At 57.9% G+C, this 12,653-nt stretch carries 11 protein-coding genes; 10 read left to right on the top strand and 1 reads right to left on the bottom strand.

What is annotated here, in order from left to right; genetic code table 11:
* The 5 genes from GS12_RS20580 to GS12_RS20560 all read left to right on the top strand — a co-directional run.
* A partial coding sequence (locus tag GS12_RS20580; RefSeq protein WP_034950366.1) for a tetraacyldisaccharide 4'-kinase occupies positions 1 to 273 on the top strand: 273 nt, incomplete at its 5' end.
* A 39-nt stretch (positions 274 to 312) separates the two neighbouring features.
* A complete protein-coding gene (locus tag GS12_RS20575; RefSeq protein WP_034950364.1) occupies positions 313 to 1,521 on the top strand; it encodes a winged helix-turn-helix domain-containing protein in 1,209 nt (402 codons plus the stop codon).
* Positions 1,522 to 1,606: 85 nt separating this feature from the next.
* Positions 1,607 to 1,789: a Trm112 family protein gene (locus tag GS12_RS20570; RefSeq protein ID WP_034913817.1), complete on the top strand. Its 183-nt coding sequence runs from the start codon at positions 1,607 to 1,609 to the stop codon at positions 1,787 to 1,789.
* On the top strand, positions 1,786 to 2,532 hold the full coding sequence (kdsB, locus tag GS12_RS20565; RefSeq protein ID WP_034913819.1) for a 3-deoxy-manno-octulosonate cytidylyltransferase: 747 nt from the start codon (positions 1,786 to 1,788) through the stop codon (positions 2,530 to 2,532). Before GS12_RS20570 ends, kdsB begins: the two co-directional genes overlap by 4 nt.
* Before the next feature lie 94 nt (positions 2,533 to 2,626).
* Positions 2,627 to 3,520, top strand: coding sequence for a YcbJ family phosphotransferase (locus tag GS12_RS20560; RefSeq protein ID WP_034950362.1), 894 nt, complete (start codon positions 2,627 to 2,629; stop codon positions 3,518 to 3,520).
* Here GS12_RS20560 and elyC read toward each other — a convergent pair.
* On the bottom strand, positions 3,497 to 4,288 hold the full coding sequence (gene elyC / locus GS12_RS20555; protein WP_034950360.1) for an envelope biogenesis factor ElyC: 792 nt from the start codon (positions 4,286 to 4,288) through the stop codon (positions 3,497 to 3,499). The genes GS12_RS20560 and elyC overlap by 24 nt on opposite strands.
* Positions 4,289 to 4,408: 120 nt before the next feature.
* Here elyC and cmoM point away from each other — a divergent pair, with 120 nt between their 5' ends.
* The 5 genes from cmoM to GS12_RS20530 form a co-directional block, all read left to right on the top strand.
* Positions 4,409 to 5,194 carry a tRNA uridine 5-oxyacetic acid(34) methyltransferase CmoM gene (gene cmoM / locus GS12_RS20550; RefSeq protein WP_034950358.1) on the top strand — a complete coding sequence of 262 codons (786 nt, stop codon included), beginning with the start codon at positions 4,409 to 4,411 and terminating at the stop codon, positions 5,192 to 5,194.
* Positions 5,187 to 6,509, top strand: a complete 1,323-nt coding sequence (gene mukF, locus GS12_RS20545) for a chromosome partition protein MukF (protein WP_034950357.1) — start codon at positions 5,187 to 5,189, stop codon at positions 6,507 to 6,509. The genes cmoM and mukF overlap by 8 nt, the downstream gene beginning before the upstream one ends.
* Positions 6,490 to 7,212, top strand: a complete 723-nt coding sequence (gene mukE, locus GS12_RS20540; protein ID WP_034950355.1) for a chromosome partition protein MukE — start codon at positions 6,490 to 6,492, stop codon at positions 7,210 to 7,212. Before mukF ends, mukE begins: the two co-directional genes overlap by 20 nt.
* Positions 7,213 to 11,676 (top strand): chromosome partition protein MukB, encoded by a 4,464-nt coding sequence (gene mukB / locus GS12_RS20535; RefSeq protein WP_034950353.1) that lies wholly within the window; start codon positions 7,213 to 7,215, stop codon positions 11,674 to 11,676.
* A 172-nt stretch (positions 11,677 to 11,848) separates the two neighbouring features.
* Positions 11,849 to 12,653: L,D-transpeptidase scaffold domain-containing protein (locus GS12_RS20530; RefSeq protein WP_034950352.1), on the top strand; the 805-nt coding region annotated here is incomplete at its 3' end.

Raw genomic sequence — 12,653 nt, 5'->3', positions numbered from 1 at the left:
CACCCGCCGCGCTTTTTTACCACGCTGAAGCAGCAGGGCATTACACCGGTCAAAGAAATTGCTTTCGCCGACCATCAGAACTACAGCGAGGCGCAGCTTAGCGCACTGGCCGGCCCTGACCAGACGCTGCTGATGACCGAAAAAGACGCGGTAAAAGCGCGTCCCTTCGCCGCCGAAAACTGGTGGTATTTACCGGTGGATGCCAGGCTGCCGGACCCGCAGGCCTCGGTATTGCTGGATTGTATCACCCGGATCTGCCGCTCCCCGCGCTGAGACGCTACACTCAATACGTCTCTGGCAATCAGGTGCATTATGTCGTTACCGCAACTTTCACTGAAGCAGGCTCGCCACCTTCATCTTTCCGCGCAGGGTATGCTGCGCGCACCGACACGCAAGGCAACCGCCGCCGACGTATTAGCCGCAATCCGGCGCATGTCGTTGCTGCAAATCGATACCATCCATGTTGTTGCGCGCAGCCCTTACCTGGTTCTGTTCAGCCGCCTCGGCGAGTACGATCAAACATGGCTGAACGATGCGCTCGCTTCCGGCAGCCTGTTTGAGTATTGGGCTCACGAGGCCTGTTTCATTCCTTCGGAAGACTATTCGCTGCTGCGCCATCGCATGCTCGATCCACAACGTCTGGGCTGGAAATACAATCACGCATGGATGGAAACGTGGCAGCAGGAGATTGGCGAGCTTTTGCAGCATATTGAGCAAAACGGGCCGGTGAAATCGGCTGACTTCGCTGCGCCGGAAGGGCAAAAGGCTGGCTGGTGGGCATGGAAACCGCACAAAAGGCATCTGGAAAATCTCTTTACCGCCGGGGAACTGATGGTGAAGGAACGGCGCAATTTTCAGCGCGTGTACGATCTCAGACGTCGCGTGCTCCCGGACTGGGACGATGCGCGACATGCGCTGAGCGAGCAGGAGGCGGTGCAGCAGATGCTGCGTAACAGCGCCGCCGCGCTGGGATTGTTTCGCGCCAGCTGGCTGGCGGACTACTATCGGCTTAAGCGCGCACCGGTTAAAGCAACCCTCGACGACTGGGTTACACAGGGCGAGGTGGTGGAGGTGGAGGTCGAAAAACTGGGCCGCTGCTATCTGCACTCTGCGCTGTTGCCACAGCTTGAAGCGACACCTGCGGCGACGCATACCGCTCTTCTTTCGCCGTTTGATCCGGTGGTCTGGGATCGTAAACGGGCGCTGGAACTGTTTGATTTCGACTATCGTCTGGAGTGCTACACGCCAGAGGCGAAACGGCAGTTTGGCTATTTTGTTCTGCCCGTTTTGCACCGTGGCGCGCTGAAGGGAAGGCTGGACGCAAAAATGCTGCGTAAAGAGAAGGTTCTGCTGATAAAGGCATTCTGGCTGGAACCGGGCGCGCGCGTCAGCCAGGCTTTTCTCAACGACATGCAGCAGGCGCTTTCACGTTTTGCCCGCTGGCAGGGCGCTGAAACGGTGGTGTTGGACCGGCTGCCTGACGCGCTGGAGCATGCCTGGCAAAAAGGGTGGTCGCTGTAATTTTGCCTTTCGCGCAGGGTAACCTCCTGATGCAAGCTGTGATATTCTGACGCTCTGTCTGACCGGGTTCTGTTCAGGAGCTAATATGGATCACCGTTTACTTGAAATCGTTGCCTGTCCGGTTTGCCACGGCAAACTTTATTACATTAAAGATCAGCAGGAGCTCATCTGTAAACCAGATGGCCTGGCGTATCCCGTGCGCGACGGCATTCCTGTGCTGCTGGAAAGCGAATCTCGTGCGCTGACGCTGGAAGAGAGCCATCCATGAGTTTTATCGCTATTGTACCGGCACGCTTTGCCTCAACGCGGCTGCCGGGAAAACCGCTGGTTGATATCAACGGCAAGCCAATGGTGCTGCACGTAATGGAACGGGCGCTGGAGTCCGGCGCGTCGCGCGTTATCGTTGCCACCGATCACGCTGACGTGGCGCGCGTTGTTGAAGCCGCCGGTGGCGAAGTGTGCATGACCCGCGCGGATCACCAGTCCGGTACGGAACGTCTGGCGGAAGTGGTGGAACGCTATCAGTTTGCCGATGACACCGTCATTGTTAACGTGCAGGGCGACGAGCCGATGATCCCGCCGGTGATTATTCGCCAGGTGGCCGATAATCTGTCGCGCAGTGCAGCCAACATGGCGACGCTGGCGGTGCCGATTGACACGGCGGAAGAGGCGTTCAATCCTAACGCGGTGAAGGTGGTGATGGATGCGAACGGCTATGCGCTCTACTTCTCACGCGCCGCTATTCCCTGGGATCGCGAACGTTTTACCCATTCGCGCGAGACAATAGGTGAAACCTTCCTGCGGCACATTGGCATTTACGCCTATCGTGCCGGTTTTATTCGTCGCTACGTGAGCTGGGCGCCCAGTCCACTGGAGCAGATCGAGCTGCTTGAGCAGCTTCGCGTGCTTTGGTATGGCGAAAAAATTCACGTTGAGGCGGCGAAGGCTGTTCCCAGCGTGGGCGTTGATACGCCTGAAGATCTCGCACGTGTCCGAATCGCTATGCGATAACGCAGATTCACTTTTATCCCACTTCCTTGATCTGCTTCCATGCAATCCTCCTGAACGGGTCCATCATTAAATGATTGCCTGACAGGAGGTAACAATGGAACAGCTTCGTTCAGAGCTTTCGCTGGTACTGGGTGAGCCCCTCAGCCGCCTGGAGTGTATCAGCGAACAGCCGTATGCCAGCCTTTACTCGCTCTATGACGGGAAAGGCACCGCCATGCCGGTGGTGGCAAAATACTTCAACGTGAAAGGCGTGGCAGCACAGGAAGCGTACAAGCTCTCGATGCTGGCGCGTGAAAGTCTCGTTCGTTTGCCGTCAGTTTATGGCCTGGTGGTCAGCCAGCGTTCGCCGCAGCATGAAGTGCTGCTTATTGAGCGCATGGGCGGCGTGTCCGTCGAGGCGCCAACGCGCACGCGCGACCGCTGGCTACAGCTTCAGGAACAGATTGTTGAAGCGCTACTGGCCTGGCACCGGCTGGACAGCCACGGTCTGGTGGGGCGCGCCGACAGCACGCAGGAGAACAACTGGACCGCCTGGTATACGCAACGCATCGAAGTACTGTGGTCAACGCTCAAATTTATGCGTCCGGCAGGGCTGACCGACGACGATCTCCACATGCTCAGGCGCAGCCGGGAAAATCTTTCCGATCTGATGGCGGATTTCGACGATCCCTGCGTGCTGGTGCACGGCAACATTACGCTGCGCAGCATGCTGAAAGAGGCCAGAGGCGATCAGCTTCTGTCGATGATCAATCCGGGCATGATACTTTGGGCGCCGCGTGAATATGAGCTTTTTCGCCTCAGCGACGAAGGGCAGTCACAGGCGCTACTCTTCCACTATCTGAAGCAGGCGCCGGTGGCGGAAGGGTTTATCGCCCGCCGCTGGCTCTACACGATGTGGGATCAGGTCGATAATCTGATCCATACCGGACAGTTCGAACCCACCCGCTTTCATCAGGCAGCGCAGTCACTTATGCCCTGGCTCCGTTGACGGTATATCGCTTTGCGCCGTCAGGCGCTGCCAGATGCGCCCCAGCGTTTCATAAATCGCGCGTTCACTGTGTCCAAGCCAGAACGAGGCGGGAATGGCTCTCTCCCAGGCCGGAAGCGGCGAGTTAATGGCGAGCTGATTGGCCGGAGCAGGGATGGGATGAAGTCCCTGTTTCTCAAACCAGATAATAGCGCGCGGCAAATGTGAAGCCGACGTCACCAGCAGGAAAGGGCGTGCACCGACGATGTTTGCCACCTCCTGCGCCTCCTGTGCGGTATCGCGCGGGTGGTCGAGCGTAATAATTTTTTCTTGCGGTACGCCAAGCGATTGCGCGACGCGCGAGGTGACTTCCGCTGAACTGACCGGATTATGCGGCGCGGCACCGCCGGTAAAGATCAGACGCGCCTGCGGATGTTGCCGCCACAGACGAATGCCTTCGGTCAGTCGGGGCAGGCTGTTATTCAGCATATTCGAACTGGGCGCCCACGCGTCATTCCACGTATAGCCCCCGCCCAGCACCACAATGTAGTCAACGTTATGGATCTCGCGCTGCGTGGCGTAGCGATTTTCAACCGGGGCCAGCAGCCGATCGGCTATCGGTTGCAGGCTGAGCAGCGTCAGGAAAAGCCAGCTGCAAGAGAGGATGATTTTGCCGGTTTTCTGCCAGCGGCTGAACCAGAGCAATAAAATGCCAGTCGCCATAAGAATGAGCAGGAAGGGCAGGGGAAGCAGCAGGCCGCCGACGATCTTTTTCAGGGTAAAAAGCATGAAAACGGACTCCTTTTGTCCGAAAAAACGTCACTTACTCACCACGTGGCGACGGAAAGGTTCATTATCGCGCCGTGTATGTCAAAATAGCCACCTGACTGAGTTACGTGGGGCCGCGGCATGCAGGATCGCAACTTTGATGATATCGCCGACAAGTTTTCGAAGAATATCTATGGCACCACCAAAGGCCGTATCCGGCAGGCGATCGTCTGGCAGGAGCTTGAAACAATTTTAGCCAGCCTGCCGCGCCGGGCGCTACACATTCTTGACGCGGGCGGCGGCGAGGGTCAAATCAGCAGCGGACTGGCCGCACAAGGGCATCAGGTGCTGCTTTGTGACCTCTCGGCGGAAATGTTAGCGCGTGCGCGCCTCAACGCCGAAGAAAAAGGTGTGAGCCATCACATGCAATTTAAACAAATTAGCGCACAAGACGCCGCGCAACATTTGGATAAGCCCGTCGATCTGGTATTGTTTCACGCTGTGCTCGAATGGGTTGCTGAACCCGAAGCGGTTCTGGCCGCGCTCTATGCCGCGCTGGCGCCGGGCGGCGTGCTCTCGCTGATGTTTTACAACGTCAACGGATTAATGATGCAGACGCTGGTGCTGGGAAATTTCGGCTACATGCAGGCCGATTTACGCAAGCGGAAAAGAAAAACGCTTTCGCCCGACTTCCCCCGCGAGCCGCAGCAGGTTTATCGCTGGCTGGAACAGGCCGGCTTCATCGTTGAAGAGAAAGCGGGGATCCGCGTTTTCCACGATTACCTGCGCGAAAAAAATAAGCAAACCGAGCGATTTGAGGAAATTCTGGCGCTGGAAAAGCGTCTGTGTCGCCAGGAGCCTTTTTTAAGTCTGGGCCGTTACATTCATGTGACGGCGCGGAAACCCGTAAGGACGAACAATGAGTGAATATTCCCAGACGGTGCCTGAACTGGTTGCCTGGGCGAGAAAAAACGACTTTTCTGTCTCATTGCCCACTGAACGTCTGGCTTTTTTGCTGGCTGTCGCCACCCTTAACGGCGAGCGCATGGACGGAGAGATGAGCGAAGGTGAGCTGATTGATGCCTTCCGTCACGTCAGCGAAGGCTTTGATCAAACCAGCGAAACCCTGAATACGCGCGCGAACAACGCCATCAACGATATGGTGCGCCAGCGGCTGCTTAACCGCTTTACCAGCGAGCTTTCCGAAGGGAATGCGATTTATCGCCTGACGCCGCTGGCGATTGGCATCACCGATTACTATATCCGCCAGCGCGAATTTTCCACGCTGCGGCTCTCTATGCAGCTGTCGATTGTGGCCAGCGAACTGAAGCGGGCTGCCGATGCCGCCGCAGAAAACGGCGACGAATTTCACTGGCACCGCAACGTTTTCGCACCGCTCAAATACTCGGTTGCGGAGATCTTCGACAGCATTGATATCTCACAGCGCATTATGGACGAGCAGCAGCAGGCGGTAAAAGATGATATCGCGCAGTTGCTGAATAAAGACTGGCAGGCGGCCATCTCCAGCTGTGAGCTGCTGCTGAGCGAAACGTCCGGGACGCTGCGCGAACTTCAGGACACGCTTGAAGCGGCAGGCGATAAGCTTCAGGCCAACCTGCTGCGCATTCAGGAGGCGATCATGAACAGCCCGGATCTTCACTTTATCGACAAGCTGGTGTTCGACCTTCAAAGCAAACTCGACCGCATCATCAGTTGGGGCCAGCAGGCGATCGATCTGTGGATTGGCTATGACCGCCACGTGCATAAATTTATCCGAACCGCCATTGATATGGATAAAAACCGCGTCTTTGCGCAGCGCCTGCGTCTGTCGGTGCAAAACTATTTCGATATGCCGTGGACGCTGACCTGTGCCAACGCCGACCGTTTGTACGACGTGCGCGACGAAGAGCTGACGCTGCGCAACGAAGAGGTGACCGGCGAGCTGCCGTCCGAGCTGGAATATGAAGAGTTTAATGAGATCCGCGAGCAGCTTGCCGCGATGATCGAAGAGGCGCTGGCCATCTACAAAACGCAGCAAAAACCGCTTAACCTCGGGGCGGTGATGCGCGACTATCTCGCCCAGTATCCACGGGCGCGTCACTTTGACCTGGCGCGCATCGTGGTCGATCAGGCCGTACGCTTAGGCGTGGCCGAAGCAGATTTCTCAGGCCTGCCGGCAGAATGGCAGGTCATTAATGATTACGGAGCCAAGGTGCAGGCGCATGTCATCGATAAATATTGAACAAGTGATGCCGGTTAAGCTGGCGCAGGCGCTGGCAAATTCCCTTTTTCCGGCGCTGGATAGTCAGCTGCGCGCGGGGCGCCACATCGGCATTGAAGAGTTAGATAATCACGCGTTCCTGATGGACTACCAGGAGTATCTGGAAGAGTTCTACGCGCGTTATAACGTTGAGCTGATCCGCGCGCCGGAAGGTTTTTTCTATTTACGCCCTCGCTCAACCACGCTTATTCCGCGCTCGGTGCTCTCTGAGCTGGACATGATGGTCGGGAAAATTCTCTGCTATCTCTACCTGAGTCCTGAACGGCTGGCCAACGAGGGGATCTTCACCCAGCAGGAGCTTTACGACGAGCTGCTGTCGCTGGCCGATGAAAACAAGCTGCTGAAGCTGGTGAATCAGCGATCGACCGGATCGGATCTGGACCGACAGAAGCTTCAGGAGAAAATGCGCGCCTCGCTCAACCGCCTGCGCCGTCTGGGCATGGTGTGGTTTATGGGCAACGACAGCAGTAAATTCCGCATCATTGAGACGGTTTTCCGCTTCGGCGCCGACGTTCGCAGCGGCGACGACGCGCGAGAAGCGCAACTGAGGATGATCAGGGACGGCGAAGCGATGTCGATTGAGAATGGCCTGGCGCTGAACGATGACAGCGATGAGGAGGGAGAGGCTTCGGGCCGTCCGTCCGACAACGCGGAGAATGAGTAAATGATTGAACGCGGGAAGTTTCGTTCGCTGACGCTGATTAACTGGAACGGTTTTTTTGCGCGAACCTTTGACCTTGATGAGCTGGTCACCACGCTTTCCGGCGGCAACGGCGCCGGTAAATCAACTACCATGGCGGCGTTTATCACCGCACTGATCCCCGATCTTACGCTGCTGCACTTCCGCAACACGACGGAAGCAGGCGCAACCTCAGGCTCGCGTGACAAAGGGCTGCACGGCAAGCTGCGTCCGGGAGTCTGTTATGCGGCGCTGGACGTGGTGAATTCGGTTCACCAGCGGGTGATCGTCGGCGTGCGTCTGCAACAGGTGGCCGGCCGCGATCGTAAAGTTGATATTAAACCCTTCAGCATTCACGGCCTGCCCACCTCGATCAACCCGACGGAGATCCTCACGGAAACCGTTAACGCACGCCAGGCGCGCGTGCTGCCGCTCAGCGAGCTGAAAGAGAAGTTCGAGGCGATGGAGAGCGTGCAGTTTAAGCAGTTCAACTCCATTATCGATTACCATTCGCTGATGTTCGACCTGGGCATTGTGGCGCGCCGCCTGCGCTCCGCCTCGGATCGCAGCAAATATTACCGGCTGATCGAAGCGTCGCTTTACGGCGGTATTTCCAGCGCCATTACCCGCTCGCTGCGTGACTACCTGTTGCCGGAAAACAGCGGCGTGCGCAAGGCGTTTCAGGATATGGAAGCCGCGCTGCGCGAAAACCGGATGACGCTGGAAGCGATCCGCGTGACGCAGTCCGATCGCGATCTGTTCAAACATCTGATCTCCGAAGCAACCAGCTACGTGGCGGCAGATTACATGCGCCACGCCAATGAGCGGCGCATCCATCTGGACGGTGCGCTACAGCAGCGTCATGACCTTCTCGACAGCCGCAAGCAGCTCAGCGTCGAGCAATATCGCCACGTGGAGATGTCGCGCGAGTTGAGCGAGCACGTCGCGGCAGAAAGCGATCTCGAAACCGATTATCAGAGCGCCAGCGATCACCTGAACCTGGTGCAAACCGCCATGCGTCAGCAGGAGAAGATCGAACGCTACGAGGGCGACATCGATGAGCTGACCTACCGCCTGGAAGAGCAAAACGAGGTGGTGGCGGAAGCGCGTGAAGTGCAGGAAGAGAACGAAGCGCGTCTGGAAGGCGCCGAAGCGGAAGTGGACGAGCTGAAAAGCCAGCTTGCCGATTACCAGCAGGCGCTGGACGTGCAGCAGACGCGCGCAATTCAGTATCAGCAGGCGCTGGCGGCGCTTCAGCGCGCGCAGGCGATTTGCCAGCTTCCCGATCTCGCTATCGATAATGCAGAAGAGTGGCAGGAAACTTTCCAGGCGAAAGAGCAAGAGGCCACCGCACGACTGCTGACGCTAGAACAAAAAATGAGCGTGGCCGAGGCGGCGCACAGCCAGTTTGAACAGGCGTTTGATCTGGTTACCCGCATTAACGGGCCGGTCAGCCGCAGCGATGCGTGGCAAACCGCGCGCGATCTGCTGCGTGAAGCCGCAAACCAGCGCTATCACGCTGAGCAGATGCCCTCGTTGCGCTCACGCATTGCCGAAATGGAACAGCGCCTGCGCGAGCAGCAGGAAGCTGAACGCCTGCTGAACGAGTTCTGCAAGCGGCAGGGGCAGGCGTATCATCCGCAGGAGCTTGAAGATTATCAGCAGTCGCTGGAAGCGCAGATCGAACAGCTTTCCGAAAGCGTCTCTCTCGCGGGCGAGCGTCGTATGGAGATGCGTCAGACGCTGGAGCAGGTGCGGGAACGCATTGCCCGCCTGACCCGCCAGGCGCCGCAGTGGCTGGCCGGACAGGAAATATTAATCCAACTGCGCGAGCAAACCGATCGGCCGCTGGAAAACAGCCAGCAGGTTACCGAGTTCATGCAACAACTGCTGGAGCGTGAGCGCGAAACCACCGTTGAGCGCGATGAGGTTTCGACCCGTAAGCGCGATGTGGAGGCGCAGATCGCACGTCTGAGCCAGCCCGGCGGCGCGGAAGATGCGCGGCTTAACCACCTGGCCGAGCGCTTTGGCGGCGTGCTGTTGTCGGAAATCTATGACGACGTCACTCTTGAAGACGCACCCTATTTCTCGGCGCTTTACGGCCCGTCGCGTCATGCTATCGTGGTGCCCGATCTCTCCAGGGCGCGCGAGCAGTTGGAAGGGCTGGAGGAGTGCCCGGAAGATCTCTATCTGATTGAGGGTGACCCGCAGTCCTTTGATGACAGCGTATTTAACGTAGAAGAGATGCAGCGCGCGGTGGTGGTGAAGTCCGGCGAGCGCCAGTGGCGCTACTCGCGTTTCCCGAAAGTGCCGCTGTTTGGCCGTGCCGCGCGCGAAAACCAGCTTGAACTGCTGCACGCCGAGCGCGAAACGCTGGCCGAGCGTTATGCCACGCTGTCGTTCGACGTGCAGAAAACGCAGCGGCTGCATCAGTCCTTCAGCCGCTTTATCGGCAGTCACCTTGGCGTGGCCTTTGAGGCCGATCCGGAAGCGGAAATTCGTCAGCTGAACGGCCGTCGTACCGAACTGGAGCGCGGCCTTGCGCAACATGAAAGTGAAAACCAGCAGCAGCGTCAGCAGTTTGAGCAGGCGAAAGAGGGCGTATCCCAGCTTAACCGTCTGATGCCGCGCATCAGCCTGCTGCTGGATGAGACGCTTCAGGATCGCTACGACGAACTGCTGGAGCAGCTTGATGAAGCGCAGGAAGCGGCACGTTTTCTGCAACAACACGGCAGCCAGCTGGCAAAACTGGAACCTATGGCGTCGGTGTTGCAAAACGATCCTGAACAGCACGAGCAGCTGAAGCTGGATTACGAAGAGGCGCGCCAGACGCAGCAGGCCGCGCGTCAGCAGGCGTTTGCGCTGACCGAAGTCGTGCAGCGCCGCGCGCATTTCAGCTATGTGGATTCCGCCGGCATGCTCGACGGCAACAGCGATCTGAACGAGAAGCTGCGTCAGCGGCTGGAGCAGGCCGAAGCCGAGCGTGCCCGCGCGCGCGAACAGCTACGCGAACATCAGGCACGCTTTACGCAGTACAGCCAGCTTCTCGCGTCGCTTAAAAGCTCGTTCGATGCCAAACGTGACATGCTGAAAGAACTTCAGCAGGAGATGCAGGACATTGGCGTCAACGCCGACGCCAGCGCGGAAGAGCGCGCCCGCGTCCGTCGCGATGAACTGTATAACGCGCTGAGCAATAACCGTGCGCGTCGCAATCAGCTGGAAAAACAGCTCACCTTCTGCGAAGCCGAAATGGACGCGTTGCAGAAAAAACTCAAACGCGTCGAACGTGAGTATCATCAGAGTCGCGAGCAGGTGGTCAGCGCGAAAGCGGGCTGGGTCGCCGTGTTGCGGCTGGTGAAAGACAACGGCGTCGAGCGCAGGCTGCATCGTCGTGAGCTGGCCTACCTGAGCGGTGATGAGCTGCGCTCAATGTCGGATAAGGCGCTGGGCGCGCTGCGCCTGGCGGTGGCAGACAACGAACACCTGCGCGATGTGCTGCGCCTGTCGGAAGATCCGAAGCGGCCGGAGCGAAAAATTCAGTTCTTCATCGCTGTTTATCAGCATCTGCGCGAGCGTATCCGTCAGGATATCATCCGCACCGACGATCCGGTCGAGGCCATTGAGCAGATGGAGATTGAGCTGAATCGCCTGACCGAAGAGCTGACGGCCCGCGAACAGATGCTGGCGATCAGTTCCAAAAGCGTGGCTAACATCATCCGTAAAACCATCCAGCGCGAACAGAACCGTATTCGCCAGTTGAATCAGGGCCTGCAAAGCGTCAGCTTTGGCCAGGTGCGGAGCGTGCGGCTTAACGTTAACGTGCGGGAGTCCCACGCCACGCTGCTGGATGTACTGTCTGAACAGCATGAGCAGCATCAGGATCTCTTCAACAGCAATCGTCTGACCTTCTCTGAGGCGCTGGCAAAGCTCTATCAACGCCTGAATCCGCAGGTGGATATGGGACAGCGTACGCCGCAAACCATCGGCGAAGAGCTGCTTGATTACCGCAACTATCTGGAGATGGAAGTTGAGGTAAATCGCGGCTCGGAAGGCTGGCTGCGTGCGGAAAGCGGCGCGCTCTCCACGGGTGAAGCGATTGGTACCGGGATGTCGATACTGGTGATGGTGGTGCAGAGTTGGGAAGACGAGTCGCGCCGCCTGCGTGGAAAAGATATCTCGCCGTGTCGCCTGCTGTTCCTCGATGAAGCGGCGCGTCTTGATGCCCGGTCAATTGCCACACTTTTCGAGCTCTGCGATCGTCTGGAGATGCAGCTCATTATTGCGGCGCCGGAAAATATCAGTCCGGAAAAAGGCACCACCTATAAACTGGTGCGTAAAGTCATTAACAACGTTGAACATGTGCACGTGGTGGGGCTTCGCGGCTTCGCGGCCGACACGACGGCGGTCAACGCCACGTCGGAAGGTCACGAGCAACAGGTATCTTCCTGACAATGGGTTAAAAAAATTCCACTGTCAGATATAGATAAAAATCTGTCAGCGCATTAATCTACGTAACGGCATTTGCTGGTTTTACAGCAAATGCCGTTTTCTTTTCTAAACTTATAACAACGACGCTACAACAGATGGGGTCTGTCTGTTGATAAACTACAGGAGGCAAGGGATGTTGCTGACAAAATCGCTTTCCGCAAAGTTACCACTGCTGGGCTGCTGCCTGGCGCTCTTTATGGGGGAAATGGCCCCCGTCGCTGCGGGCATACCTCCTGTTTCGGCACCGGTCAACGCTACGCGTTCACACGCTGAGGCGCAATCACAGCTGTTAGCCCATTTCACGCATGGCTACCGGCCCGTTTATCTCAGCACGCTGGCGACGATCTATGCCGCGCGCGATATGCAGCCTCTGTGGCAGGATCGTGAGGCGGTGCAGCAGTTCCAGCAGCAGCTGGCGGAAGTGGCCCTCTCCGGCGTGCAGCCGCAGTTTACGCAGTGGATCAAACTGCTGACCGATCCGGCCATTACCGGTGAAGCGCGCGATATTGTCTTATCCGACGCGATGCTGGGCTATTTGCAGTTTGCCTCCACCGTGCCGACAAAAGGCGAAACCTGGCTCTACAGCAACGTGCCTTACAAAATTGAGCTACCGGCGCTGTCGGTGATCAATCAGTGGCAGCGTGCGGTAAACGGCGGGGCCGCCGCCGCTTTTGTCGCGTCGTTAACGCCTCAGCATCCGCAGTACACCCGCATGCACCAGGCGCTGAAAACGCTGCTGGCGGACAATCGTCCGTGGCCGCAGCTCAGCGGTCAAAAAACGCTGCGCCCCGGTCAGCTCAGCGAAGACGTCCCGGCGCTGCGTGAAATCCTTCAGCGTACCGGCATGCTCACGGCAGCAACGGAAGCGCCGCAGCCAAATGAGGACGCGGTCGCCGCGCCCGACGTGCCCGTCGATGTTAACGATGGCGATGATGTGG

The sequence above is a fragment of the Erwinia oleae genome (assembly GCF_000770305.1).
Lineage (GTDB): Bacteria > Pseudomonadota > Gammaproteobacteria > Enterobacterales > Enterobacteriaceae > Erwinia > Erwinia oleae.
This window is presented reverse-complemented; position numbering and strand designations above follow the sequence as displayed.

Coding starts and splice junctions, on each gene's coding strand:
- mukB (WP_034950353.1), top strand. CDS start 7,213: ATGATTGAACGCGGGAAGTTTCGTTCGCTGACGCTGATTAACTGGAAC.
- mukE (WP_034950355.1), top strand. CDS start 6,490: ATGTCATCGATAAATATTGAACAAGTGATGCCGGTTAAGCTGGCGCAG.
- elyC (WP_034950360.1), bottom strand. CDS start 4,288: ATGCTTTTTACCCTGAAAAAGATCGTCGGCGGCCTGCTGCTTCCCCTG.
- GS12_RS20575 (WP_034950364.1), top strand. CDS start 313: ATGTCGTTACCGCAACTTTCACTGAAGCAGGCTCGCCACCTTCATCTT.
- mukF (WP_034950357.1), top strand. CDS start 5,187: ATGAGTGAATATTCCCAGACGGTGCCTGAACTGGTTGCCTGGGCGAGA.
- GS12_RS20560 (WP_034950362.1), top strand. CDS start 2,627: ATGGAACAGCTTCGTTCAGAGCTTTCGCTGGTACTGGGTGAGCCCCTC.
- cmoM (WP_034950358.1), top strand. CDS start 4,409: ATGCAGGATCGCAACTTTGATGATATCGCCGACAAGTTTTCGAAGAAT.
- kdsB (WP_034913819.1), top strand. CDS start 1,786: ATGAGTTTTATCGCTATTGTACCGGCACGCTTTGCCTCAACGCGGCTG.
- GS12_RS20570 (WP_034913817.1), top strand. CDS start 1,607: ATGGATCACCGTTTACTTGAAATCGTTGCCTGTCCGGTTTGCCACGGC.